The sequence below is a fragment of the Haloarcula halobia genome (assembly GCF_029338255.1).
In the GTDB taxonomy this organism is placed as follows: domain Archaea; phylum Halobacteriota; class Halobacteria; order Halobacteriales; family Haloarculaceae; genus Haloarcula; species Haloarcula halobia.
Genome location: NZ_CP119787.1, coordinates 254877 through 280297, shown reverse-complemented (window position 1 = coordinate 280297; position 25421 = coordinate 254877). Strand labels below are relative to the sequence as shown.

Here is a 25421-nt window from a genome sequence, read left to right as displayed (position 1 = left end):
GTCTTCCAACGGTCGGCGTGGCATCAAAAGCCCCCCGGTCCTGCCGCTCAGTGGGCGAACTCGGTGTCGACGTTCTGTGCCGCCGTGATCATCTCCGCGACGGCGTCCTGGCGACTCAGCAGGGTCATCGTGTTCCCCTCGATATCGAAGGTGCCGTCCATCACGGCCTCGGCGACGTCGAGTTCCCCCCGGAGCAGCGCCGCCCAGGCATCGTAGGGGCCACGCAGCGCGAAGTCGTAGTCGGCGTCGTCGTCGGCCAGTCGCGCGCCCGTACACGTCCCGTCGTCGAGGGCGACGGTGAACACTATCGGCTCGCCGTCGTAGCGGCCGTCGTCGTAGATCTCGAAGCAGAAGGTGGCGTCGAACCCCTCGGCGGCCGCGGCGAACGCCTCGCGGTCGTTGATTCGCTCGCGCCAGGCGGCGACCCAGTCTCCGGCGTCGGTCGGCAACGTGTACGTCATTGTCGGGGCGTGGGCCGGTCGGACCTTGGGCTTTGCCACTTCGCTGTCGGCCGGCGCTGTCGGGCCGCGACGGGCGAGCAACGCCGGTCGACGCCGCCGGCCCCTCGGCCCGGGGAAACCTCGCAGAAACTAAACCTCCCGGGGTCGAACTGTCTGGTATGAGCGACAACGACGGCCGAAAGGACCTGCGGATGCCCGACGACAGCGAGGTGTTCGCTGTCGTGACAGACATGCTCGGCGCGAACCGCGTGAAGGTACGCTGTATGGACGGCGTCGAACGGACGGCCCGGATTCCCGGCAAGATGCAGAAGCGCATCTGGATCCGGGAAGACGACGTGGTGCTCGTCGAGCCGTGGGACTGGCAGGACGAGAAGGCAGACATCACGTGGCGCTACGAGAAGCAGGAGGCAGACCAGCTGCGCGAGGAGGGACACATCCAGGAGTAGCCCCACTGATGGCCCGCGCCCACGCGCCGACGGAGGTCGAGTCGTGACCGACAGCGAGGCGGACTTCGGCCTGCTCGACACCGACGAGGCCGAGGCCCCGGGTGACGAGTGGGAGGAACTCGACGTCTCCGACACGGAGGCCGACCGCATCGCCCGCAAGCGGGACCGCGAGTTCAGCGAGTTCCGCAAGCGCATCAAGGACGCAGACCAGTTCAAGGTCGAGGCCAGCGTCTTCGACGACGCCACCTACGGCGCGCTCTACAAGCTGGTCCAGGACGGCCACATCGACGCCTTCGGCGGCCCCATCTCGACGGGCAAGGAGGCCAACGTCTACACGGCGCTGTCGGGCGACCACGAGGTCGCGGTGAAGGTCTACCGCATCAACGCCTCCGATTTCAAGGACATGCGGGGCTACCTCGACGGCGACCCCCGATTCGAGGGCATCGGGTCGGACAAGAAGAAGGTCGTCACCGCCTGGGTCCGCAAGGAGTCCTCGAACCTCAAGCGGGCCCGCCGCGCCGGCGTCCGGACGCCCGAACCCATCGCCGTCGAGCGGAACGTCCTGGTGATGGAGTATCTGGGGACAGAGGAGGGCCGGGCCAAGCGTCTGAACGAGGTCCACATCGAGAACCCCGAGACCGCCTACGAGGTCGTCAAGGAGTACATGCGCCGGCTCTACGACGCCGGCCTGGTCCACGGCGACTTCTCGGAGTACAATATCGTCTTCCACGAGGGCCAGCTCTACATCATCGACCTCGGGCAGGCCGTGACCGTCTACCACCCGAACGCCGAGGAGTTCTTAGAGCGGGACTGCCGGAACGTCGCGAACTTCTTCGCCCGGCAGGGCGCCGACGCCACGCCCGAGGACCTTCTCTCGTACGTGCGGGAGTACGCCACGCCGCGGGACGACGAGGACACCGCGCCGGGCAGCGACGACGACGCGGTGCCCCAGGGGACGCCCGCCGACCGCGACGAGGAGTAGGGCCAAAGCCCTAAGGCCGGGTCCTGTCGACAGCACGTATGGCCACGTGGCGACGCCACCTCCCGTCGGGGGTCCGGGCCGGCATCCGCGAACGGGTCGCCGTCGACGCGCGGGCGCTGGGCGTCTTTCGCATCCTTCTCGGGACGCTGCTCGTCCTCGACGTCCTCCTGCGAGCGCGTGACCTGGGGGCACACTACAGCGACGGCGGGGTGTTCCCGCGGCCGGCCGCGATTCGCCTCTACGACCCGCTCTCGGTGCACCTGGCCGTGGGCGACGGGCCGGCACTCGCCGCCCTCTTTGCCCTCCAGGCGCTCGTGGCCGTCTGCTTCCTCGTCGGCTACCGGACCCGGCTGGCGACGCTGCTGACGTGGGTGCTCTGGCTCTCCCTGCACGCTCGCTTCCCGCTGGTGCTCAACGGCGGCGACACCCTCCTGCGCATGTCGCTGTTCTGGTCGCTGTTCGTCCCCCTCGGGGCGCGCTTCTCCGTCGACGCCCTCCACCGCGAGGCCCCGCCCGAGACGGTCCATTCGATGGGGACCGCCGCGCTGCTCGGCCAGGTCGTGTTCATGTACGGCACCAACGTCGCGCTCAAGCACATGGGCGTCGTCTGGCGGGCGGGCGACGGCCTGACCTACGCCCTCCAGCTGGGCCACTTCACGACGCCGTTCGGCGAGCTGCTGAGCACGCTCCCGCTGGTAACGACGGCGCTCGGGTACGCGGTGTACGTGCTGTGGACCTTCTCGCCCGGCCTGGTCCTGCTGACCGGGTGGAAGCGGGCCGCGCTCGCGGCGGCGTTCGTGGCGATGCACGTCGGGATGGCCCTCTCGATGCACCTGGGCCTGTTCCCGCTCGTGGTCGTCACGACGTTGCTCCTCTTTCTCCCGCCGACGGTCTGGGACCGCCTGCTTCCGGCCGCCCGGGTCGAGCGTGGCCGAGCGCGGCTACGGACCACCGGCGCGACTGCGCTGGCGCGCGGGCTGTATCCGACGGCCGCGCCCCACGAGCGGTTCGACAGCGTGCGCCGGGGGCTCCGGGTCCTCGCCGCGGTCGTCATCGTGGTCTCGGTGCTGTTCGTCGGCCTCTACAACGTTCAGGTGTTGACGAACCGGGCCGACGTCGGCCCGCAGGACACGGTGCCCGAACCGCTCGAGACCTACGGCGAGACGGCGTCGCTGACCCAGCACTGGACGATGTTCGCGCCGGACCCCCTGCGCGAGACGGGGTGGTACCGCCTGCCCGGCCGCCTGGAGAACGGGACCACCGTCGACGTCGCCCGCGGCGGGCCGGTCACCGAGGAACGACCCCCCGCCCTGGCCGACGACCTGGCGGCCCAGTACCCCAACCAGCGCTGGCGCAAGTACGTGAGCAACCTGCTCGAACCCGGGTACGGCGACGAGCGACGCCTGTTCCTGGCGTATCACTGCAGCCGGTGGAACCGGAACCACGCCGTCGACGTCGAGCGCGTCGAGCTCGAGTACGTCACGCTCCGGACGACGAAGACGGGGACGGTCAGGCAGGGCGTCGCCCGGCTGGCCGGCCACCGGTGTGAGGCCCGAGCGCGCGGTCGATAGCCGGCGCCCGCCAAAATCGCCCGACGCCACACCGCCCGGTCCCGACGCCGAAGTTTTAAACAGGCTGAGCGCCCTACAGAGACGTATACTTATGCAACACGTGAAGATTCCGCAGGACCGCATCGGCGTGCTCATCGGCGAGGGCGGTGAGACGATGCGCGAGATCGAGGAGCGAGCGGAGGTGCGTCTCGACATCGACTCCGAGGACGGGTCGGTGAAAGTCGAGTCCGTCGGCGACCCCGTGACGGCGCTGAAGGGGCCGGACATCGTGAAGGCCATCGGCCGCGGGTTCGCGCCGGAGGACGCCCTGGCACTGCTCGAAGACGACATGATGATGTTAGAGGTCATCGACATCGAGGCGGCCTCGCGCAACAAGAACGACCTCCGGCGCCACAAGGGTCGACTCATCGGCGAGGGCGGGCGCACCCGCGAGCTGATGCAGGAGCTGTCCGGCGCGGCCGTCGTCATCTACGGGTCGACGCTCTCTATCATCGGCGGCCCCGAACAGGTCGACGCCGTCCGGGAGGCCGTCGAGATGCTGCTCGACGGCGCGCCCCACGGTTCGGTCTACTCGTTCCTGGAGCGCAAGCACAACGAGATGAAACACAAGGAGCTGGAGTACCACCAGTTCACCGGGTGAGCGGGCGTCACCGCTGTCAGTGCATCCGCCCGCACGGGCGTCCCTAACTGGGTAGGTGTAGAGAACTCCTTCGGACAGCCCATATAGTGTAATACGATGAGTGAAGTGACCTACGAGGAACGTGACGAGAAGGCAATTTTGCGGACCGACGCCGACGGCGAGTGGCTCTCGACCACCGCCGTCGTCGTCCTCGAAGACTGGGCCTGACCGGCTTGACATCCTCCCCGCCCTAGAGGGCGAGGATTCCCAACCGCCGTTGGGATATTGTGGTTTACGACGTGACCTCTTCTTGAGGTGCGAACGCACCAGTTTCCTTGTCGAACAGGAACGTCGATGGCTGTGCCAACCAGCCGTTACTCCTATCACCGCCATCCGTGGCGAGACTCGGAGATACTTTCTGTCGTATGTTCTCAGCACCGTTCACGTCCGCGTTCGCTACCAAGTCGCACTCATCATAGACGTACAACCCCCGTTCAACACGGTTCGCGTCACGCTCCCGACCACAACACGAACACGACTTCGAGGTATCCCGCTCGGACACTTGTTCGACCGTGATACCTTCCATTTCGGCCTTGTATTCGAGTAGGTCGGTGAAGCGGTCGAACGCCCACGAATGCAGGTCGAGGTTGCCGTGCTTTCCCCAATACTTCGACTCATCGTTCTCCTCGTCCTCACGGATACCGGAGAGGTCACCTACCACAATGGTTCCAATCCCCTCACCAACACACCGCTGAACGATGTGTTTCGAGAGCGCGTGGAAGTAATGAGTGCGGCGAGTCGATTTTTTCTGGTTCAACCGCGTGGCTTGCTCGGAAGTCGAGTCGTCACACTGGGCGATGCGTTTGCTGAAGTAGTAGTCATCCTGTTTCAAGCAGTTCAACGGGTACAGTTCGCTGTGCCCGTCTTCGTAGGCGAGGGCGGCGAAATTGTTGATGCCGAGGTCAACACCAACGGTTTTGTTACCGGGTTCCTCTGACACTTCGATTTCGACTTTGCAGACGAAGTGTAGCTCCCATTCGACACCGGTCCAAACCGCCCGAACTTGTTGGACGTTCTCCACGGTGGAGAGGTCAACATCGGGACGAGTCTGGTACTCGCAGAGGATGAAGTCCGACCAATACTCTTTGAGGTTCGAGCCTTTGGAGAGTCGGACGCGGTTGTGCTCGGTGTCGAGTTTGAAGCCTTTCTGCTTGAACGTGATCGTACCAAGGCTTGGACGGGCAGAGTGTGCGAAGCTTTCTATGACAGGCTCGGAGGGGCTTTCTCCTTGATTCTCCGTAACATATAACGCTGCAGGCGGTCAACTACGCTGGAGTACAACCGTGTCTGACGATTCCGACGGCCCAGCGGGGACCGACGGCGAGGCCGGCCAGACCGTCGACGAGGTGATGGACCGACTCGAGGAGGTCCGTGCCGGCGAGCGAGCGCGCTCGGAAGCACCCTCCGAGGGCGTCCTGCTCGACCAGTTACAGGAGGTCGAAGAGCGGCTGCTCGCCTTCGGCGAGGCGCTCGGGGGCGACATCGAGGACGTCACCGACCTCCCGTTCACCGAGGAGGCGGGACTCGACCACATGCCGGAACCGCTCTACGTCCGCCACGACACGGAGATGCTGAACCAGGTCACCTCCTGGCTCCTGCAGGACCAGCACATCGGGCTGGTGAGCCCCTACGGGACCGGGAAGTCGGCGTTCCGCGAGATCGTCCTGCGTGACCTCTCGAAACACGACGACTTCATCGTCACGCACCTGGACAATCCCCGCGAGACGACCGCCCGCCAGCTCTACCGGACGGTGCTGACGGCGGCGTACGGGGCGGGCTACTCCATCGACCCGTCGAACTACTCGCAGGTCCGCAACGGGATCCCGTGGGCCACCGCCGACACCAAGGCGGCCGTCCACGAGGTGATGCGCCGCATCCGACAGGACGACAAGACGCTGTTGCTCGTCGTCGACGAGATAGAGGTCCTCGAGGTGGACCTCCTGTCGCCGCTGCAGGTGGCCGGGGATGCCGGAGTCCGCCTGTTCCTGACCGGGACCCCCGAGGGCAAGCGACGGGTCGCCGAGATACGCGGGACGCTCGACTCCCGCCTGCGCTACTACGAGAACATCGACCCGTTCAGCCCCGACGACATCGCGGAGTACATCGCCCGGTCGTTCGCGTACTTCCGGGACGAACCCTACCAGGGTGAGGCGCCGGACCTGTTCACCCGGGCGGCCATCGAGGACATCCACGAGCACACCGAAGGCAACCCCCGCGAGGTCCGCATCGACTGCCGGGAACTGTTCACGCGCGCGGCGTTCGTCTGGTACCGGACGGGCCAGTCGGTCGAGCGCATCCAGATCACACCCGAGTTGCGCGAACGCCGGTTCGGGATGGGGTACTGAAAACCGGCGTAACCGTCGTCAGCCCGCTCAGACGCGGTTGACGAACTCGACCGCCGTCGACCCACACTGTCCACAGGTCGGGTCGTCCGATCCGGCCTCGACTTTGCATACCGCGCCGCAGTCGTCACAGCGGTACTTCTCGGCCGATTCGGTCCCGAACAGGTCGGAGATGCTCTCGAGGACGCCCATCGGTGTCCTCCCGGTGGGAGTTCGGCCGGACGGAATACAAAGCCGCCCGATAGTTCACGCTTACCCGCTTGCAGGCGGCGAGAGCGTGTATTTAAACCCACCACGGTATCTACTGTCACACCCCGGCGAGTGGGGGACTGCCCGACGATACGTCGGCCGGCACCAAAACAGTTATATAGAATCACATTCAATCATCGTCTTGACTATGGCTCAACAGCAGATGGGCAACCAGCCCATGATCGTACTTTCCGAGGAGTCCCAGCGGACATCCGGGAAAGACGCACAGTCGATGAACATCACTGCCGGGACGGCCGTCGCGGAGGCCGTCCGGACCACGCTCGGGCCGAAGGGCATGGACAAGATGCTCGTCGACAACTCCGGGTCCGTCGTCGTCACGAACGACGGCGTCACCATCCTCGATGAGATGGACATCGAGCACCCGGCGGCCAACATGATCGTCGAGGTCGCCCAGACCCAGGAGGACGAGGTCGGGGACGGCACGACGACGGCCGTCGTCATCGCCGGTGAACTGCTCTCGAAGGCCGAGGAACTGCTGGACCAGGACATCCACGCCACCATCCTGGCCCAGGGGTACCGCCAGGCCGCCGAGAAGGCAAAGGAGATCCTCGAGGAGAACGCCATCGACGTCGACCCCGAGGACACCCAGACGCTCGAGAAGGTCGCCGGCACCGCGATGACCGGCAAGGGCGCCGAGTCCTCCAAGGACGTCCTCTCCGAGCTCGTCGTGCGCGCGGTCCAGTCTGTCGCCGACGACGACGGCACCGTCGACACCGACAACATCCAGATCGAGACCGTCGTCGGCGGCGCCACCGACGAGTCCGAACTCGTCGAGGGGGTCATCGTGGACAAGGAACGCGTCCACGACAACATGCCCTTCGCCGTCGAGGACGCCAACATCGCCCTGCTGGACACGCCGATCGAGGTCCCCGAGACCGAGCTGGACACCGAGGTCAACGTCACCGACCCCGACCAGCTCCAGCAGTTCCTCGACCAGGAGGAGCAACAGCTCAAGGAGTACGTCGACTACCTCGTCGACGCCGGCGCCGACGTCGTCTTCTGCCAGAAGGGCATCGACGACATGGCCCAGCACTACCTCGCTCAGGAGGGTATCCTGGCCGTGCGCCGCGCCAAGAAGTCCGAGCTCGAGGCCCTCTCGCGCTCGACTGGCGCCCGCATCATCTCGAACATCAAGGACGTCGAGGCCGACGACCTCGGCTTCGCCGGCTCCGTCGCCCAGAAGGACATCGCGGGCGACGAGCGCATCTTCGTCGAGGACGTCGAGGACGCCAAGGCCGTCACGATGATCCTCCGTGGCGGCACCGAACACGTCGTCGACGAGGTCGAGCGCGCCATCGAGGACTCGCTCGGCGTCGTCGCCGCCACGCTGGAGGACGGCAAGGTCCTGCCCGGCGGCGGTGCCCCCGAGACCCAGCTCGCGCTGGGCCTGCGTGACTACGCCGACTCCGTCGGTGGGCGCGAGCAGCTCGCCGTCGAGGCCTTCGCCGACGCCATCGACGTCATCCCGCGTACCCTCGCCGAGAACGCGGGTCACGATCCCATCGACTCGCTGGTCGACCTGCGCAGCAAGCACGACGGCGGTGCCGTCACCTCCGGCCTCGACGCCTACACCGGCGAAGTCGTCGACATGGAGGAAGACGGCGTCGTCGAACCGCTGCGCGTCAAGACCCAGGCCATCGAGTCCGCCACCGAGGCGGCCGTCATGATCCTGCGCATCGACGACGTCATCGCCGCGGGCGACCTCAAGGGTGGCCAGGGCGACGACGACGACGACGAAGGCGGCGCACCCGGCGGCCCCGGCGGCATGGGCGGCGGCATGGGTGGCGGCATGGGCGGTATGGGCGGCGGCATGGGCGGCATGATGTAGACCCACTTTTTACGCGAGGGCCTCGCGCCCGCCTCCGGCGAGCGCTCGACCCCCGCGTAAAAACTTGGGGAAAAAGGCGGAATCGCCGTGCTCACGGCCTTGCCGTTCGCGTTCGAGGTCGCCCTGCGACCTCGCCCGCGGCGATTCCGAGAACCACGGCCTCCGGCCGCGGATGCCAGCCTTCCCCGTCGACCGCCGCACCGAACGCTCACTGACGTTCTCCCTCTTATTTCGACGGCGTCCGCGCTCGAACCCGACGCTGTGACCGACCGACCCCAGCGACGGCGCCGCCGTCAGTCGGTCACCGTGACGGTGCCGTCGCCCTCGACGGTGACCTCGTGTTCGAGGTACTGGAACTGGAGGCGCCGCACGCCGGACTCTCCCGTGGTGTGAGCGAAGAGCGCATCGAGGGCGTCCGGGTTGATGACGCTGTACAGCGACTGCTCGAGGCTGCCGGGGTCGACGCCCCGGTGGTCTGCAACCGCCCTGACTACCTGTTCGCTCGTCGACTGCGCTCGGTCCGGCGTATCGGTGTTTGTCATCAGTGTCACTGCTCCCTGGCGTCGCCCGACAGCCATCGTGGCGATTCCGGGAGGCCCCCTGCCGCGGGTGCAGGTCGCGCTGGGGTGGCCTGTGTCACTGCCGCCGGTGACTGCCGCGCTCGGTCGCCCCGCAACCGCGGTACCGCCTACCACTCGCGGGGGCAAAAAGATTGTCTGAATTACACGACGGCCGGGCGACCCGTCGCGCTCACCCGGTCGCCCCGTCAGGACCCACGGCGTCCGTGTCGACGGTCGTGGCGCCGAGGTCTGTGTAGCGAAGCGACTCCGTCACCCGGAGCGTGGTTTCGTTGCGGACGACGGTGTACTGGAGGTCGTACGACCGGACGACGCCAGACGGCGTCACCGTGGCGGTGAAGCTGACGTCGCCGACCCGGTCGGCAGCGGCGACCGGGAACTGCGACCGGTCGGCCGCGCTGCTCGCGTGGACCCAGACGACGCGCGTCCCGCGTGTCTCGGCGTCGCCGGTGTGGACCGGGACGACGGCGGTCACGTTCGCCCCGAGAAAGAGCGCCCTGATGCGCGAGTGGTAGGTCGGCTCGAAGAACAGCGCTTCGCGGGGTGGTCGCGGCGGCGCGCCGATACCGCGTCCGTCGGCGACGATTCTGCTGCTGTTGGTCCCGTCGCCAAGTATCCACTGGATGGCGCGGCGGTCCTCCGAGTGGGCCCGGATCACCTGGTCGGTGACCGCCGGGCCCGTGATGGTCCGGACCGCCGTGTACGACCGGTACTGGGCGCTGATCTCGGCGCGGGTGGTCTGGTCGACGCGTCGCGCCCCCGTCGCGTCGTCGACCGTCCGGCGGTGCTCGACGGTGTAGGAGGTGTTCGAGAGGCCAGCGACGTGGGCCCGCACGAGGGCGTCCACGTCGCGCACCCTTTCCTCGGAGAGGCCGGGGGCGACGGCCGTCGGCGGCGATTCCGGCACCGGTGCAGGCGTGACTGTCTCCGACGCGGCCGGGTCGCTCCCGACGAACCCGGTGCACCCGGCCGTGACCAGGCAGAGCGCGAGTACGGCGGTCGGGACGCCCGCGTCCATACGGAGCGCACGACCCGGCGCGATAAAACGCCACTGGCGAGTGGGGTATAAGTGGGCCGACGACCCACCGTCGAGTATGCAGACGCTGTTGCTCGGTCCCGACGCGGTCGAAGCACACGCCGACCTGCCAGCGGTCGTCGACGCCGTCGAGGCCGCGTTCGCGGCAGACGCGCGCGGACACACCATCATGCCGGCCAAGTCCTACATCGACCTGCCACAGTACAACGGCGACTTCCGGTCGATGCCGGCCTACGTGAACGCCGACGGGTGGGACGCCGCGGCGGTCAAGTGGGTCAACGTCCACACGGACAACCCCAGCGACCACGACCTGCCGACGGTGCTCGGGACGCTCATCTACTCGGACCCCGAGACGGCGTTCCCGCTTTCGGTGATGGACGGCACCGTCCTCACGAGGGTGCGGACCGGCGCGGCCGCCGCCGTCGCCACCGACCACCTGGCGGTTCCGGACGCGACGTCGCTCGGCCTCGTCGGGGCGGGCGTCCAGTCGTACACGCAACTGGCGGCCATCGCCGCCGTCAGGGACATCCGCGAGGTCGTCGTCGCCGACCGGAGCGACGAGAAACAGCAGGCGTTCGTCGACCACTTCGCCGACCAGTTCGACGTGCGCGCGGGCAGCATCGAGGACGCCGCGGGCTGTGACGTCCTCTCGACGATAACGCCCGTCGAGTCGCCGATCGTCGACCGCGAGTGGCTGGGCGCGCACACCCACGTCAACGCCATCGGCGCCGACGCCGCGGGCAAGCACGAACACGACGACCGGACATTGCTCGACGCCAAGCTCGTCATCGACGACTACGAGCAGTGTACCCACTCCGGCGAGATCAACGTCCCCTGGAGCGAGGGGCGCCTCACCGACGACGACGTCTACGGCGAACTCGGCGCCATCGTCGCCGGCGACCTCGACGGCCGAACGGACGCGGACGCTCTCACGCTCTTTGACTCGACGGGGCTGGCCATCCAGGACGTCGCGGCCGCACACGTCGTCTACGAGAACGCCCGGGAGGCCGGGGACGGACTCGACTTCTCCCTCGTGGGCACCGACATGGCCTAGCTCGGCGTCAGGGCCTCGACGAGTTTCGAGATGAGCCAGACGACGATGATGAAAGGGAGCAGGGGCACCAGGAGGAGCACCAGCCCGAGGAAGATCCCCCACCCGATGACGTCCATACTCTGGTTGGGGCGTGTTCCGGTGAGGGGCGTCACCGACCGGATCGGCTCCGGGAGTATCGAGTCGTTCGACGGTTCGTTTTCGGCCATACCCGTCAGTAAGGCCGCTGTGCGCATAAGGATAGCTTCGCTGTCACGAACGCAGGCCGGGAGCGGGTCGGCGGGGTCGTGGCTCCAGTCGTCGCTCGGTGGCCCCGTGAAGGGAAAGGTATAGCAATCTCGGTGTCCGAATCCCCACTACTATGACCACGACTGGCGAGGAGCGCGAGCGTGGGTTCGACCACTCGGCGATCGAACCCGCCTGGCAGGCCGCCTGGGAGGAGGCCGACGTGTTCCGCATCGACGACGACGCCGAGGACCCGGAGTACGTGCTGGCGATGTTCCCGTACACCTCGGGGAGTCTCCACATGGGACACGTCCGGAACTACACCATCACGGACGCGTTCGCTCGCTTCGAGCGGATGCGCGGCGAGAACGTCCTGCACCCGATGGGGTGGGACTCGTTTGGCCTCCCAGCCGAGAACGCTGCCGAGGAGCGGGACACCAACCCCCGCGAGTGGACCATGCAGTGTATCGACTCGATGAAGGCACAGCTGACCGACATGGGCTTTGGCTACGACTGGGAGCGGGAGGTGACCACCTGCGAACCCGAGTACTACCGCTGGAACCAGTGGCTGTTCACGCAGTTCCGCGAGGCCGGCCTGGTCGAGCGCCAGGCCTCGGAGCTGAACTGGTGTCCCTCCTGCGAGACCGTCCTGGCCGACGAGCAGGTCGAAGGCGAGGCCGAACTGTGCTGGCGGTGTGACTCCCCCATCGAGCACCGCGAGATGGACCAGTGGTTCCTCACCATCACCGACTACGCCGAGGAGTTGCTCGAGGCGCTCGAGAATCTGGAGGGCTGGCCCAACAACGTCCGGGAGATGCAGCGCAACTGGATCGGCAAGCAGGAGGGCGCCAGCGTCGCCTTCGAGATCCCCGGCTACGGCGACGTGGACATCTTCACGACCCGCCTGGACACCATCTACGGGGCCACCTTCTTCTCGCTGGCTCCCGGTCATCCCGTCGCCCAGGAAATCGCCGAGGACAACGAGGACGTCGCGGAGTACATCCACATGGCCGAGCACGCCGACGAGGACGACCTGGACGTCACCTCGGGCGTGTTCACCGGCGAGTACGCCGTCAACCCCGCGACGGGCGAGGAGATTCCGGTCTACGTCGCCGACTACGTCCTGACCGACGTGGGCACGGGCGCACTCTACGCCGTACCGGCCCACGACGAGCGCGACCACGAGTTCGCCGAGCACCACGACATCGACATCGTACAGGTCGTCGAACCCACCGAGGACGCCGACGTCGACGCCGAGGACGTCGACGTCCAGGAGGCCGCCTACCCTGAGGATGGCCTGCTCGTCAACAGCGGCGAGTTCGACGGTCTCCACAGCGAGGAGGCTCGGGACCGCTTCGTCGAGGCGTTCGACGGCGAGCACCGCACCGAGTACAACCTGCGCGACTGGGGCATCTCCCGCCAGCGCTACTGGGGGACGCCGATCCCGATGGTCCACTGCGAGGAGTGTGGCTACGTCCCGGTTCCCGACGAGGACCTGCCCGTCGAACTGCCGGAGTTCATCCACACGACGGGCAATCCCCTCGATGCGGCCGAGGCGTGGAAGCAGACCGAGTGTCCGGACTGTGGCGAACCCGCCGAGCGCGAGACGGACACGATGGACACGTTCGTCGACTCCTCGTGGTACTTCCTGCGCTACACCTCGCCGGACCTCGCGGACGCCCCGTTCGACACCGAGCGGGCCTCCGACTGGATGCCCGTCGACCAGTACGTCGGCGGCATCGAGCACGCCGTGATGCACCTGCTCTACGCCCGCTTTTTCACGAAGGTGCTCGACGACATCGACCTGCTCTCCGGGATCCGCGAGCCCTTCTCGAACCTCACGAACCAGGGGATGGTGCTGGGCGAGGACGGTCACAAGATGTCCAAGAGCCGCGGCAACGGCGTCTCGCCCCAGCGCATCGTCGACGAGTACGGGGCCGACACCGCCCGCCTGTTCATCATGGAGGCCGCCCAGCCGGAGAAGGAACTGGCCTGGAGTGCCGAGGAGGTCCAGGCGGCCCACTCGTTCCTCCAGAACGTCTACACGCTGGCCGAAGCCTACGTCGAGGGCGACATAGAGACGAGTAGCGACGCCGGGAGCGACGACGACGAGCGCGCGGACATCGCGGCCTACGTCGCCCGCGAGATCGACGCGACAGCCGCGCGAGCGAGCGAGGAGTACGAGCAGTTCCGGTTCAACCACGCCATGCAGGCGCTGCGCGAACTGGTGTCGCTGCTGCGGCGCTACCAGGACGCGACCACGCCGGACGCCGAGACCCTCGAACGCGGGATTCGCGTCGCCGCGAAACTCCTCGCGCCGGTCGCTCCCCACGTCGCCGAAGAGGTGTGGGACCTGCTGGGCAACGACGGTCTGCTGGCGGAGGCCGACTGGCCCGACGGCGAGGTGCCCGCCGACTACGACGTCGGCCGGCGCCTGGTCGAGAACACCCGCGAGGACGTCCGGGACATCGTCGACACCGTCGGCATCGAGGACCCCCAGCGCATCACGCTCGCCGTCGCCCCGCAGTGGAAGCACCGCGTGGTCGAACTCGCCAGGGACGCCGACGGCAACGTCGTCGGCACCGTCATGCAGGACGAGGACCTGCGCCAGCACGGCGAGGCGGCCGCCGACTTCGCGAAGGAGATCGCGGGTCGCGCCCAGTCGCTGGACGAGCACCTGGACCCGGCCGGCGAGCTGGCGGCGCTCCGGCGGGCCACCTGGCTCGTCGAGCGCGAGTTCGACGCCGAGGTGGTCGTCCAGTCGGCCGAGGCGGCCGACGACGACCTGGTGAAGAAGGCCGCGCCCGGTCGCCCGGGCATCGACATCGAGGCCTGATTACGGCTCGCGCAGCTGAATCAGGCCGGCGTCCTGGAGGTCACGAAGGACCTCCGTGGCGTGCCCCGCCGCCCGGACGCCCTCGTAGACGCCGACGACCTGCCCCCGGGCGATGACGAACGTCGTCCGCCGGGCGCGCCCGTCGACGAGGTCGACGTCGAACGCCGCGGCGAGGTTGCCGTCGGGGTCCGCAAGCAGGTCAAACGAGAGGTCCTGTGCCTGAGCGAACTCGCGGTGGTCGTCGACGGTGTCAGTCGAGACGCCGTACACCTCGACGCCGGCCTCGGCGTAGCGCTCGTAGCGCTCGTTGAACTGGGTCGCCTCGGTCGTACAGCCCGGGGTGTCGTCCTTCGGGTAGAAGTACAGCACGGTGGGCGTCCGGAAGTCAGGGCGGACCGACTCGCCCCGCTGGTTGCGTGCACGTATCGTCGGGACCGCCGTCCCGGGATGGAGTACCATCGTCAGTTCACCGGGATATCGGTCCCCCCGTCGTCGGTCCGGGTCGCCTTGGTCAGCCGGACCGTCAGCACGCCGTCCTCGTAGGCGGCGCTGGTCGCCGACTCGTCGACGGGTTCCGGGAGGACCACCGTCCGGCTGGCCGACTGTCGGCTGCGCTCGCGCTGGACGTAGGTGCCCGCCCCGGTCTCGCGGTCCTCGCTCGCCGTCGCGCTGACGGTGAGCTTCCGTTCGTCGGCGAGCTGGACCTCGATGTCGTCTTTCGCGTAGCCCGGGAGGTCGGCGTGGACGACGAACGCCTCGCCCTCGTCGACGACGTCCGTCGGCACGCCCGCCAGGCCGGTCCCGAACTGGTCGTTGATAAGGTCGAGCGCTCGTTCGAGCTCGCCGAGTGGGTCGCTGTCGCTCATGGCCACGCGTACGTCGCCCGTGGACTTAACTCTAGAACGGACTGTCAGGTTCGCCGGCCGGCGGCTCTCTCGGCAGACCGTCCGCGGGCCGGTCAGTCCAACACCGTCTGTGAGTCGTACGAGCCCAGCCGGCGGACCCACCCGTTCTCGGCGAGGGCCTCGATGTCCTCGAGGGCCGCCTGGGTGCGCTCCTCGTAGAGCCCCGCCGCGATGTCGATGTGGAAGAGGTAATCGCCCAGGCGCTCCCCGCTCGGGCGCGACTCCAGTCGCGTGAGGTTGATGTCCCGGTCGGCGAAGGGCCTGAGCAGTTCCAGCAGGAGGCCGGGGTGGTCGTCGTTGGGGTAGACGATGAACGAGGTCTTGCCGCCGGCCCGGGAGCGCTCGCTGGCGGGCGCGACGGCCAGGAACCGGGTCGCGTTCGAGGACTTGTCCTGGATGTCCTCGGCCAGCAGTTCGAGCTCGGCCCCGTTCGTGGCGTTGGCGGGGTGGCCGATGGCCGCCACCGACGCGTCCTCGCGGGCGCGCTCGACGCCGCGGGCGGTGGAGGCGACGGCCTCGACGTCGACGTCCGGGTAGTGTTCCTCCAGCCAGCCCCGGCACTGGGCCAGCGCCTGGGCGTGACTGGCGATGAGGTCGAACTCCTCGCCCTGGGCCAGCAGCGCGTGACGGATGGGCGTGATGATCTCCCTGACGACGGCGACGTCGTAGGTCGCGAAGGCGTCCAGCGACTCGGTCACGGAGCCCTCGATGCTGTTCTCGACCGGGACGACGCCGTGGTCCGCCTCGCCCTCGGCGACGGCCTCGACGATGGCGGTCATCGACTCGGCGAACTCGATGTCCTCGTCGCCGAGCGCCTGTGCGGCCCGATGGGAGTAGGTCCCGGACGGGCCCAGCGTGATGGTCGTCATACCAGCCGGTAGACCGCTCGACATGAAAAGAACCCCGGTCGCTCGTCGGGAAACCGCCTACGTGCTCGCTCGTCGGTAGAAGTAGTACTCCGCCAGCGTCCGGCAGAGCGTCCCGACGACGACGAGGAGGCCGAGACCCAGGACGACGAAAAAGACCCCGATAGCGCCCGGACCGGCCATCGGACCCGACGGAATCCAGACGACGAGGGCTCCGAAGAACGCCACCGCCAGCACGACGCTCAGCGCCTCGACGGCACGGACGGCGGTGTACAACGGCCGGGCCGAGAGGCGGTCGCCGACCGTGGTCTCGTCGCGGACCAGTCTGTGACCAGCGAGAAGCGACTCGGCGACGACGGCGAGCACGAGGCCGAGTCCGAGAAGCGGCACGACGATAAGGCTCGTGATGCTCCCGGACGACACGATGCCGAGATAGACGCCGACAGCGTACCCGAGCGTGACCACTACCCCGGCGAGTTTCGCGGTCTGGAGGGGACGTTCGCGCCGGAACGGGCGGGCCATCTGTACGCCGACCGTCACGACGGCGCGGTAACCTTCTTGTGGTGGACCGCCGTCTCGCTTAGCGCAGTTGCGCCACGTCCGCGTCGCTGAGGTCGATCTCGGTCGCCGCGACGTTCTGTTCGAGGTGCGCTATGTCCGCGGTGCCGGGAATCGGCAGCGTCACGTCCGAGTGTTCGAGCAACCACGCCAGCGCGATCTGGTGGCGCGTGGCGTCGTGGCGCTGGGCCACCGCGTCGATGCCCTCGACCTCGTCGACGCTGCCGGCCCCGAGGGGGAACCACGGGATGAAGCCGACGTCGTAGGACTCGCAGGCCTCCAGCACCGCCTCGCTGTCCCGGTCGGTGATGTTGTATCGGTTCTGGACGGTCGCGACCTCGACGATGTCACGGGCCCGCTCCAGCTGGTCGACCGAGACGTTCGAGAGGCCGACGTGACGGACCAGCCCCTCGTCTTTCAACTCCGCGAGCGCGTGGACCGAGTCCTCGAAGGGGGTGTCGGGGTCGGGGCGGTGGAACTGGTAGAGGTCGATGGGGTCCATCCGCAGGCGGTCGCGCGAGCACAGCTGGGCGTTGCGCAGGTAGTCCGGGTCGCCGTGGGGGAGCCAGTCCGTGTCGGTGTTGCGCAACAGGCCGCCCTTCGTGGCGACGACGAGGTCCTCCCGCTCGGTGTCGAGCGTCTCGCCGATGAGACGCTCGGAGACGCCGGGGCCGTAGGAGTCGGCGGTGTCGATGAAGTCGACGCCCAGTTCGACCGCCCGTTCCAGGACGGCGCGGGCGTTCGCGACGTCGTCCGGCTCACCGATGATGCCGTCGCCGGTGATGCGCATCGCGCCGAAGCCGAGTCGCCTGACCGTGAGGTCGCCGCCGATGTCGAAGGTACCGCTCCGGTTCGAGACCATGTTCGTCAGATGACGGCCGCGTGTCCTATAGGTGCGTGGGTCGGGTCACCGCGCCGTGACCGCAAGCAGCACCGAGAGGTAGCGCCCCACGAAGAAGAGCAGGACGCTGGCGACGAAGGCCGCGAGCGCGACCGCCTGGACCGAGACGCCCGTCCCGGAGTCGACGAACGGGTTCCGGCCCGTCACCTCGAGGTAGGCGCCGACGGCTCCGCCGCCGCCGAGGCCGACGGCGAAGATGGCGACCGAGAGGACGACGGCGAGCGCGCCGGTCCCGAGGCCGACGTACCTGGCGAAGTCCTCCACGTCGATGACGCTGTGTGCCTGGGACTCTGTCAGCGGCGAGTACCGGGCCCGGTAGAGGCCGGCGCCGACCAGCAACGCGGCGCTCAGCAGGAGCATCCCGCCGCCGAACACGGCGAGCAGGATGGCCTTCGGCGAGGCGACGCCCGGGTCGGTCGCCGGGAGGAGTGCCGCCGCGCTCTCGGGGTAGAGGCCGTACATCGGGAGTGTGAGCGCGAGCAGCGCCAGGATGCCGCTCTGGGCGGTCAGCGTCCGGGGTACCGACTGCCTGAAGAAGGCGTATCGCTGGTACCGGACGCGCTCGTATGCCGATCCGGAGAGCACCGACTGTGCAATCCGGTCGTCCGGGAGGTGGTCTTGGGGAGCCATCGTACCGACACTAGCCTCCCGTTACCCAACATCGATTATAACTTTTCTGCTGATATCGGCCGCCCGTCGCTCACCGGGTGTGGATTGGCTCGCCGCGTGCGGCCAGGGCGGCCTCGTGGACGGCCTCCGAGAGCGTCGGGTGCGTGTGGACCGTCCCGGCGACGTCTTCGAGTCGCGCGCCCATCTCGATGGCCAGGCCGACCTCCGCCACGAGTTCCGAGGCCTCGGGCCCGACGATCTGGGCGCCCAGGACGAACTCCGTGTCGGCGTCGGCGACGATGCGGACGAACCCCTCCTTCTCGTCGAGCGTGAGCGCGCGACCATTGGCTCGCATGGCCATCCGGCCGACGACCGGGTCGAATCCCTCGGCCTCGGCCTCGGCCGCGGTCAGGCCCACGGTGCCGATCTCGGGGTCGGTGAACACCGCCGCGGGGATGGCCTGGTGGTCGAGCGCGGCGGGGTCGCCGGCGGCCACCTCGGCGGCGACCTCCCCCTCGGCCATGCCCTTGTGGGCCAGCATCGGCTCGCCGGCGACGTCGCCCACGGCGAAGATACCCTCGACGTCGGTCCGGGCCTGCTCGTCGGTCCGGAGGAAGCCGTCGTCGTCGGGTTCGAGGCCGATGGCGTCCAGGTCGAGCGTGTCGGTGACCGGTTCGCGACCGACCGCGACCAGGCACGTCTCGGCGTCGTACTCGACGACGTCGTCGTTCTCGTCGGTCGTCTGGACGCGGATGCCGTCGTCGGTCGCCTCCCAGTCGCGGGCGGCCTCACCGAAGCGGAAGTCGACGCCCAGCGACTCGGCGCGCTCGCGGACGACGCGCGAGACGTCGTCCTCGTAGCCCGGCAGCACGTCCTCGAGCACCTCGACGACGGTGACCGACGCACCCAGCTTGGCAAACACCGTCGAGAGCTCCATCCCGATGTAGCCCGCACCGACGACGACCAGGTCGTCTGGCACCGACTCCAGGGCCAGTGCGTCCCGCGAGGCGAGGATTGGGTCGTCGGCGAACGAGAACCCGGGTATCTGGACCGGCCGGCTCCCCGTCGCGACGACGCATTGCTCGAAGGCGATCGACTCCGAACCCTGCCCCTCGCCGCCGTGGGCGACCCGGACCGTCTCCTCGTCGACGAACGAGGCGGTCCCCGAGACGAGGTTCACACCGGCGTTCTCACACAGCGACTCGACGCCCCTGGTCAGGCGGGTGACGACGCCGTCCTTCCACGCGGTCATGCCGGCCATGTCGACGGCCGGGTCCGCGAACACCCCCATGTCCTCGGCCTGTCTGGCGTCGTGGGCGACGTCGGCCGCCGAGACGAGCGCCTTCGAGGGGATACAGCCGTGGTTCAGACAGGTCCCGCCGACGTCGCTCTTCTCGACGAGCGTGGTGTCAAGTCCGCGCTGTGCGCCCCGTATCGCGGCGACGTACCCGCCCGGGCCGCCCCCGATTACGAGCAGTTCCGTCCCCGTCGTGACGTCTCCGACGACCATACCACCTGTCCGGACGGGGGCGGTTTAACTCTTGTATCGCTTCACGGCTCGCGCCGTGAAACGAAAGCTCAATACATCCGCGCCCGTCAGGTGAACTATCTGACCGCCACATGTCATCGGTGCTCGCCGACTTCACGGGGACGTTCGCCGCCGAGACGACGGACTGGGACGGACCGGTCGAGGGACGGATCCTGCTCGGCAAGGGCCAGCTCGTCCTGGCGGCCGGCGAGGACGATACCCTGCGCGTCCCGCTGGACTCGGTGTTCGACGTCTCGGTCGGCACCACCCCGAACTTCTTCGACCCGATGCCGGGCAAACCGGTCACCGTCGCCTACCGGGAGCGTGACAAGCGGCTGGCCGTCGCTGTCGCCGCCGGCGAGGACGCCATCGAGAAGTTCGTGACGGTGCTGTACAAGGCGATGCTCAACGGGGCGGACGTGACGCTCAAGCACCCGGCGAAGGTCGGGGGGCGGGTCACCGACGCCGGATTCAAGGGCGGCCTGCTCACGCTGCAGACCGGCGCCGTCGAGTTCGACACCGACGAGGGGCCGGTGACGATTCCGCTGGACTCGGTCATCGACTTCAACCGGGAGGAACGGGCCGTCGACGGACAGCGACGCCCGGTGCTGGTCGTCAGCCACATGGACGACGGGACGGCGCTGACGACGCTCGCGGCCGTCGACTCCAACCGCAAGCTCTCGCTGCTCGGGCGGTACATCCGTCGGGTCTACCAGCGCGTGATCGACTCGCTCTCGCAGCTGTCCCTCTCGGAGGCCGAGACGGAGGCGCTGGCGACTATCTACTCGACCGGCGACATGGACGTCTCGCTCGCGAACGTCCTCGACACCGAACCGAACCAGGTCAAGCGCCTGCTGCACTCGCTCCACGAGAAGGGGCTCATCGAGTCGAAGGACGGCGGCCCCGTGCTCACCGCCCGGGGACAGATCGTGGTCACCCACTACTTAGAGCGGGTGAACGCGTAGGCGCTACTCCAGGAGGAGCCGCGTCGGGTCGGCCAGGTAGGTCTTGAGCGTGTTGACGAACTGTGCGGCGTCCGCACCGTCGACGACGCGGTGGTCGATAGCGAGCGAGAGCGGCAGCGTCGGCCGGGCGACCACCTCGCCGTCCTCGGCGACCGGGCGCTCTTTCAGCGCGCCGATGCCGAGGATGGCCGTCTCCGGGACGTTGATGACGGGGTCGGCGTACTCGCCGCCGATGGCACCGAAGTTCGTCACGGTGAACGTCCCGCCCTGCATCTCCTCGCGGGCCAGGTCACGCGAGCGAGCGCGTGCGACGAGGTCGGTCACTTCGCGTGCCAGCTCCAGGAGCCCCTTCTCGTCGACGCCCTCGACGACGGGCACCAGCAGGCCGTGGTCCGTCGCCGTCGCCACGCCGACGTCGTAGTAGTCCTTGTAGACGATCTCCTCGGCCCCGGTGTCCAGTTCCGTGTTGAGGACCGGGTGTTCCGTCAGCGCGGCGGCGACGCACTTCAGGACGAACGGGGTGTAGGTCAGGCGGACGTCCCGCTCCTCGGCGAGCGGTTCGAGGCGCTCGTGGGCCTCGACCAGGCCGGACACCTCGACCCGGTCGTGGTGGGTCGCGTGGGGGACCTCCCGCCGGGAGCGGGCCATCTGCTCGCCGATGGTGCGACGGACGCCGCGGTAGGGTTCGCGGCGCTCGGGTTTCTCGCCGGCCGCGGCCGACTCCGCGGCGGCCGCCGCCTCGACCCCGCCTTCGGCCGACCCGGCCTCGGCGAACGCCCGGACCGTCGGCTGGTCGACGTACGGTTCGCCGTCGCGGGTCTGGTCCGTCGGTACCCTGTCGATGTCGACGCCCAGCTCCCGGGCGAGTCGGCGGGTCGCCGGCGTGGCAAGCGTCCGGTCGCGGCGCTCGCCGTCGCGCGGCGCGTCCTCGTCGTCCGACACGCGCCGGACGGCTGACTTCACCGCGGGCCCCTCGTCGCGCTCGTCCCCGCCGGCGTCCTCGTCGACGCGCGAGACCACCGACGTCGGCCCCCCGGCGTCGGCGGCCGCCTCCACGTCGGCTTCCGTGACCCTGCCGCCGGGGCCCGTCCCCTCGACGTCAGCGATGTCGACCGCCTTCTCGCGGGCCAGTCGGCGGACGCTCGGCGCGGCGAAGACCCGGCCGCCGCGCTCGCCGTCGCCACCCTCGGCCCCACTTACGGCCGTCTCGTCGGGCGCTTTGTCCCCCTCGCTCGTCGCCTCTGTCCCCCCGTCCTCGTCGATGGTGACGATGACGTCGCCGACGGCGACGACGTCGCCCGGGTCGGCGTGGAGCTCGCGGACGACGCCCTCGACCGGCGAGGGCACGTCGACGGCGGCCTTGTCCGTCTCGACCTCGGCCAGCAGGTCGTCTTCGCCGACGCGGTCACCCGGCGCGACGTGCCACTCGAGCACCTCGCCCTCGGCGACGCCCTCGCCGAGGTCGGGGAGTTTGAACTCGAACATGGGGGACACTGCTCGCCGGACCGTGGTAAAGATACTCGTCGCCCGACCCGCCCAGGCGTTCGGGCCCCGCTCAGAACTCGACGGCCTCGCGGATGCCGTCCTCGATGCGGGCCGCTTCGGGGAGGTAGTAGTCCTCCAGGGCATACAGCGGGTAGGGCACGTCGAAGCCCGTGACCCGTGTGATGGGCGCTTCCTGATACAGCAGGACCTCCTCCTGGATGGTCGCGATGATCTCGCCCGCGAGCCCCCCTGTCCTGGGCGCCTCGTGGACGACGACGGCCCGCCCGGTCTTCTTGAACGACTCGACGATTGCGTCCGTGTCCATCGGCGAGAGCGTCCGCAGGTCCACGACTTCGACGTCGATGCCCTCCTCGGCCAGCGACTCGGCGGCCTCCTCCGTCGGCCGGGTCATCGCGCCCCAGGTGAACGCCGAGACGTCGCTGCCCTCCCGGCGGACGTTCGCCTCGCCGAGCTCGACCGTGTAGGACTCGTCGGGGACCTCCTCCCGGAACGCCCGGTAGATGAGTTTCGGTTCGAGGAAGACGACGGGGTCCGGGTCGCGGATGGACGCCGCGAGCAGGCCCTTGGTCTCGCGAGGCGTCGAGGGCACGACGACCTTCAGGCCGGGCTCGTGGACGTAGAACGCCTCCTTGGACTCGGAGTGGTGCTCCGGGGCGCGGATGCCGCCGCCGTAGGGGGCTCGAACGGTCAGCGGGCAGGTGTAGCGCCCCCGACTTCGGGTGCGCAGACGGGCGGCGTGACTCACGAGCTGGTCGAACGCCGGGTACATGAACCCGGAGAACTGTATCTCGGGGACCGGCCGCAGGCCGTAGGCGGCCATCCCGATGGCGGTGCCGACGATGCCGCCCTCCGCGAGCGGCGTGTCGACGACGCGGTCCTCGCCGAACTCCTCGTAGAGGCCCTGGGTCGCCCGGAAGACGCCGCCGTTGCGGCCGACGTCCTCGCCCAGCACGAGCACGTCCTCGTCGCGCTCCAGTTCGCCGTAGAGGCCGTCCCGGACCGCCTGGACGAGCGTGAGGTTCTGGGTCTGCGCGCTCATTCAAGCACCTCCGCGTCGCCGTGGCGGTCACGCAGGTCCCGGAGGTACTCGAGCTGGGCCTCGAGACGCTGGGGCATCTCGGCGTAGACGTCCGCGAACATCTCCTCCGGGGCGGGTCGCTCGGTCGACTCGGCGGTGTCGATGGCCTCGGCAACCTCCTCTTTGACCGATTCGTCGATGCTGGCGACCCCTTCGTCGTCGAGCAGACCCCGGTCCCGGAGGAACTGCTCCACCCGCGGGATGGGGTCCTTGCGCTTCCAGCGCTCGACCTCCGCCTCGTCACGGTACACCGAGGGGTCGTCGGCGGTGGTGTGGGCGCCAAAGCGGTACTGCACGGCCTCGATCATCGTCGGACGCAACTGCCCGTCGGGTGGGTCGCGGGCCTTCTCGACTGCCTCGCGGGTCACCTGATACACCGCGAGGGGGTCCATCCCGTCGACCTGGACGCCGTCGAAGCCGTAGGCCGTCGCCTTCTGGGCCAGCGTCTCGCTTGCGGTCTGGCGCTCGCGGGGCATCGAGATGGCCCACTGGTTGTTGTTACAGAAGAAGACCGCCGGCACGTCGAAGACGCCGGCGAAGTTCAGCCCCTCGTGGAAGTCCCCCTCGCTGGTCGCGCCGTCGCCGAAGTACGTCAGCACGACGGTGTCGTCGCCGCGGAGCTTCGCCGCCCACGCCGCGCCGGTGGCGTGGGGTATCTGGGTCCCGATGGGTACCGCCAGCGAGAAGACGTGGACCCCCTCCGGCGGGGCGTTCCCTCGCTCGTTGCCCATCCAGTACAGCAGGGTGTCCGAGAGGTCCCAGCCCCGGACTGCCAGCGCGAGGTGTTCGCGGTAGCTCGGGAACACCCAGTCCCCGTCGGCCAGGGCGGTGGCGCTGCCCACCTGGGAGGCCTCCTGGCCGGCCATCGGCGGGTAGGTCCCCATCCGGCCCTGGCGCTGGAGGCTCACCGCCCGCTGGTCGAAGTGACGCCCCAGTTTCAGCTGCCGGTAGACAGTCACCAGGTCGTCGTCAGAGAGGTCCGGCACCGTCGCGCCATCCCGGACCTTCCCCTCCTCGTCGAGAATCTGTACCTGGTCCGTGGGGTCGCGCTGGAGCACGCTCAGCGGGACCACCTGCCTCGGGGTGACATGTGGGACTAGTTCACGGGCACCACGCTTAGGGCTTTCGCGGGCCGCGGTGTCGCCCGACGTCGACACTGCCCACGTGGGAACGTCGGCTGGCGCTCAGTCGCTCCGCGCCAGCCGCCGTGCGTCCTCGACGCTCCGGCCGTCGGCGACGGCCTCGACGAACAGTTCGCCCGCCTTGTACGACGAGCGGACCATCGGTCCCGAGGCACAGTAGGCGAAACCGAACTCCGCCTCGGCGACCCGCTGCCAGGTGTCGAAGACGTCGGGGTGGACGTACTCGCTCACCTCGAGGTGCGACCGCGATGGCTGGAGGTACTGCCCGAAGGTCACCACGTCGACACCGACCTGCCGGAGGTCCGAGAGGGTCTGGTAGACCTCGTGGGCGTACTCGCCCAGCCCCAGCATCAGGCTGGTCTTGGCGTAGACGTCGGCTTCGGCCGCCCGCGCCAGCACCGACAGCGACTGGCGGTAGCCCGCCCGCCGGTCCCGCACCGGCCACTGCAGGCGCTCGACCGTCTCGACGTTGTGGGCCAGCACGTCCGGGTCGGCGTCGATGATCTCGTCGACCAGCGCCGGGTCCCCCTGGAAGTCCGGAATCAGGCACTCGACCAGGATCCCGGCGTCGCGGTCCTTGATGGCGCGGATGGTCTCGGCGAAGTGACCCGCGCCCTGGTCGAACAGGTCGTCGCGGTCGACGCTGGTCAGCACGACGTAGTCCAGGCCGATGTCCGCGACGGCGTCAGCCACTCGCTCGGGTTCCTCGGGGTCCAGCGGCTCCATCCCGCCGGTCTCGACGTCACAGAAGTTACACCCGCGCGAACAGCGGTCGCCCATGAGCATGAACGTCGCCGTCCCGGGGCCGTCCCGGCCGCTCCAACATTCCCCGAGGTTCGGACAGTTGGCCTCCTCGCAGACGGTGTGGAGGTCCCGGTCGCGGAGGCTCCGCTTGATGTCGGTGAACCGCTCGCCCGACGGCGGCCGCATCTTCAGCCAGTCGGGTTTCCGGGCGCGTCCCATCGGTCGCCGCTAGGGGCGACCGGGCAATAGACGTTGGGTTCGTCCGCGCCCGCCTCGACGACTAGCGAGAGAACGCCGCAGTTCGCGCACGATAC

Annotated in this window: 25 protein-coding genes and 1 pseudogene; 9 read left to right on the top strand and 17 right to left on the bottom strand. The window is 68.7% G+C overall.

The genetic code is table 11. From position 1 onward, the window contains the following. Positions 1-47: 47 nt before the first annotated feature. Positions 48-461, bottom strand: a complete 414-nt coding sequence (locus tag P1K88_RS01410; RefSeq protein WP_276411964.1) for an SCP2 sterol-binding domain-containing protein — start codon at positions 459-461, stop codon at positions 48-50. A 158-nt stretch (positions 462-619) separates the two neighbouring features. Here P1K88_RS01410 and eif1A point away from each other — a divergent pair, with 158 nt between their 5' ends. From eif1A to P1K88_RS01390, 4 genes are all read left to right on the top strand, one after another. Then, complete coding sequence (eif1A, locus tag P1K88_RS01405) at positions 620-907, top strand: translation initiation factor eIF-1A (RefSeq protein WP_276275659.1); 288 nt, start codon at positions 620-622, stop codon at positions 905-907. Between the two features lie 43 nt (positions 908-950). Beyond that, positions 951-1889 (top strand): serine/threonine-protein kinase Rio1, encoded by a 939-nt coding sequence (gene rio1 / locus P1K88_RS01400; RefSeq protein ID WP_276411960.1) that lies wholly within the window; start codon positions 951-953, stop codon positions 1887-1889. 38 nt (positions 1890-1927) lie between these two features. Further along, the gene (locus P1K88_RS01395; protein WP_276411958.1) at positions 1928-3460 is read left to right on the top strand and encodes an HTTM domain-containing protein; all 1533 of its coding nucleotides are present in this window, start codon (positions 1928-1930) and stop codon (positions 3458-3460) included. 91 nt (positions 3461-3551) lie between these two features. Then, positions 3552-4100 (top strand): KH domain-containing protein, encoded by a 549-nt coding sequence (locus P1K88_RS01390; RefSeq protein ID WP_276411957.1) that lies wholly within the window; start codon positions 3552-3554, stop codon positions 4098-4100. Positions 4101-4371: 271 nt separating this feature from the next. Here P1K88_RS01390 and P1K88_RS01385 read toward each other — a convergent pair. Next, positions 4372-5304 (bottom strand): annotated as a pseudogene (locus P1K88_RS01385) (RNA-guided endonuclease InsQ/TnpB family protein); the annotation flags it as partial. A gap of 184 nt (positions 5305-5488) precedes the next feature. Between P1K88_RS01385 and P1K88_RS01380 the strand changes: the two are divergent. Then, positions 5489-6484, top strand: a complete 996-nt coding sequence (locus P1K88_RS01380; protein ID WP_336407604.1) for an ATP-binding protein — start codon at positions 5489-5491, stop codon at positions 6482-6484. A 27-nt stretch (positions 6485-6511) separates the two neighbouring features. Here the strand turns inward: P1K88_RS01380 and P1K88_RS01375 are convergent, their stop codons facing one another. Further along, the gene (locus P1K88_RS01375) at positions 6512-6673 is read right to left on the bottom strand and encodes a hypothetical protein (protein WP_276411954.1); all 162 of its coding nucleotides are present in this window, start codon (positions 6671-6673) and stop codon (positions 6512-6514) included. A gap of 220 nt (positions 6674-6893) precedes the next feature. Between P1K88_RS01375 and thsA the strand changes: the two genes are divergently transcribed. Further along, the gene (gene thsA / locus P1K88_RS01370) at positions 6894-8579 is read left to right on the top strand and encodes a thermosome subunit alpha (RefSeq protein WP_276414103.1); all 1686 of its coding nucleotides are present in this window, start codon (positions 6894-6896) and stop codon (positions 8577-8579) included. A 293-nt stretch (positions 8580-8872) separates the two neighbouring features. Here the strand turns inward: thsA and P1K88_RS01365 are convergent, their stop codons facing one another. Together P1K88_RS01365 and P1K88_RS01360 are read right to left on the bottom strand one after the other, a co-directional pair. Further along, positions 8873-9121 carry a HalOD1 output domain-containing protein gene (locus P1K88_RS01365; protein WP_276411952.1) on the bottom strand — a complete coding sequence of 83 codons (249 nt, stop codon included), beginning with the start codon at positions 9119-9121 and terminating at the stop codon, positions 8873-8875. 208 nt (positions 9122-9329) lie between these two features. After that, positions 9330-10175 (bottom strand): hypothetical protein, encoded by an 846-nt coding sequence (locus P1K88_RS01360; protein WP_276411950.1) that lies wholly within the window; start codon positions 10173-10175, stop codon positions 9330-9332. Between the two features lie 76 nt (positions 10176-10251). Between P1K88_RS01360 and P1K88_RS01355 the strand changes: the two genes are divergently transcribed. Continuing rightward, positions 10252-11247, top strand: coding sequence for an ornithine cyclodeaminase family protein (locus tag P1K88_RS01355; RefSeq protein WP_276411949.1), 996 nt, complete (start codon positions 10252-10254; stop codon positions 11245-11247). Here P1K88_RS01355 and P1K88_RS01350 read toward each other — a convergent pair. Beyond that, a complete protein-coding gene (locus tag P1K88_RS01350) occupies positions 11244-11453 on the bottom strand; it encodes a DUF7535 family protein (RefSeq protein ID WP_276411947.1) in 210 nt (69 codons plus the stop codon). The two genes, P1K88_RS01355 and P1K88_RS01350, sit on opposite strands and share 4 nt — an antisense overlap. Positions 11454-11605: 152 nt before the next feature. Here P1K88_RS01350 and leuS point away from each other — a divergent pair, with 152 nt between their 5' ends. Then, positions 11606-14305, top strand: a complete 2700-nt coding sequence (gene leuS / locus P1K88_RS01345; RefSeq protein WP_276411946.1) for a leucine--tRNA ligase — start codon at positions 11606-11608, stop codon at positions 14303-14305. On the opposite strand, the gene P1K88_RS01340 is transcribed toward leuS, so the two are convergent. The 7 genes from P1K88_RS01340 to lpdA form a co-directional block, all read right to left on the bottom strand. Further along, the gene (locus tag P1K88_RS01340; protein WP_276411944.1) at positions 14306-14764 is read right to left on the bottom strand and encodes a peroxiredoxin; all 459 of its coding nucleotides are present in this window, start codon (positions 14762-14764) and stop codon (positions 14306-14308) included. A gap of 2 nt (positions 14765-14766) precedes the next feature. After that, the gene (locus tag P1K88_RS01335) at positions 14767-15171 is read right to left on the bottom strand and encodes an Hsp20/alpha crystallin family protein (RefSeq protein WP_276411942.1); all 405 of its coding nucleotides are present in this window, start codon (positions 15169-15171) and stop codon (positions 14767-14769) included. Positions 15172-15263: 92 nt separating this feature from the next. Beyond that, on the bottom strand, positions 15264-16079 hold the full coding sequence (gene pheA, locus P1K88_RS01330; protein WP_276411940.1) for a prephenate dehydratase: 816 nt from the start codon (positions 16077-16079) through the stop codon (positions 15264-15266). A gap of 57 nt (positions 16080-16136) precedes the next feature. Then, entirely contained in the window at positions 16137-16616 is a 480-nt protein-coding gene (locus P1K88_RS01325) for a hypothetical protein (protein ID WP_276411939.1), read from the bottom strand. A 40-nt stretch (positions 16617-16656) separates the two neighbouring features. Further along, a complete protein-coding gene (locus P1K88_RS01320) occupies positions 16657-17496 on the bottom strand; it encodes an aldo/keto reductase (RefSeq protein WP_276411938.1) in 840 nt (279 codons plus the stop codon). A gap of 45 nt (positions 17497-17541) precedes the next feature. Beyond that, a complete protein-coding gene (locus tag P1K88_RS01315; protein WP_276411937.1) occupies positions 17542-18165 on the bottom strand; it encodes a hypothetical protein in 624 nt (207 codons plus the stop codon). Positions 18166-18235: 70 nt separating this feature from the next. After that, positions 18236-19654 carry a dihydrolipoyl dehydrogenase gene (gene lpdA, locus P1K88_RS01310; protein WP_276411935.1) on the bottom strand — a complete coding sequence of 473 codons (1419 nt, stop codon included), beginning with the start codon at positions 19652-19654 and terminating at the stop codon, positions 18236-18238. A 110-nt stretch (positions 19655-19764) separates the two neighbouring features. Here lpdA and P1K88_RS01305 point away from each other — a divergent pair, with 110 nt between their 5' ends. Then, a complete protein-coding gene (locus P1K88_RS01305; RefSeq protein ID WP_276411934.1) occupies positions 19765-20637 on the top strand; it encodes a CheF family chemotaxis protein in 873 nt (290 codons plus the stop codon). A 3-nt stretch (positions 20638-20640) separates the two neighbouring features. Here the strand turns inward: P1K88_RS01305 and P1K88_RS01300 are convergent, their stop codons facing one another. From P1K88_RS01300 to lipA, 4 genes are all read right to left on the bottom strand, one after another. Next, entirely contained in the window at positions 20641-22122 is a 1482-nt protein-coding gene (locus P1K88_RS01300; protein ID WP_276411932.1) for a 2-oxo acid dehydrogenase subunit E2, read from the bottom strand. Between the two features lie 70 nt (positions 22123-22192). After that, positions 22193-23182 carry an alpha-ketoacid dehydrogenase subunit beta gene (locus P1K88_RS01295; protein WP_276411930.1) on the bottom strand — a complete coding sequence of 330 codons (990 nt, stop codon included), beginning with the start codon at positions 23180-23182 and terminating at the stop codon, positions 22193-22195. Next, positions 23179-24285: a pyruvate dehydrogenase (acetyl-transferring) E1 component subunit alpha gene (gene pdhA / locus P1K88_RS01290; RefSeq protein ID WP_276414102.1), complete on the bottom strand. Its 1107-nt coding sequence runs from the start codon at positions 24283-24285 to the stop codon at positions 23179-23181. The genes P1K88_RS01295 and pdhA overlap by 4 nt, the downstream gene beginning before the upstream one ends. A gap of 120 nt (positions 24286-24405) precedes the next feature. Further along, complete coding sequence (gene lipA / locus P1K88_RS01285; RefSeq protein WP_276411928.1) at positions 24406-25326, bottom strand: lipoyl synthase; 921 nt, start codon at positions 25324-25326, stop codon at positions 24406-24408. Positions 25327-25421: the final 95 nt, after the last annotated feature.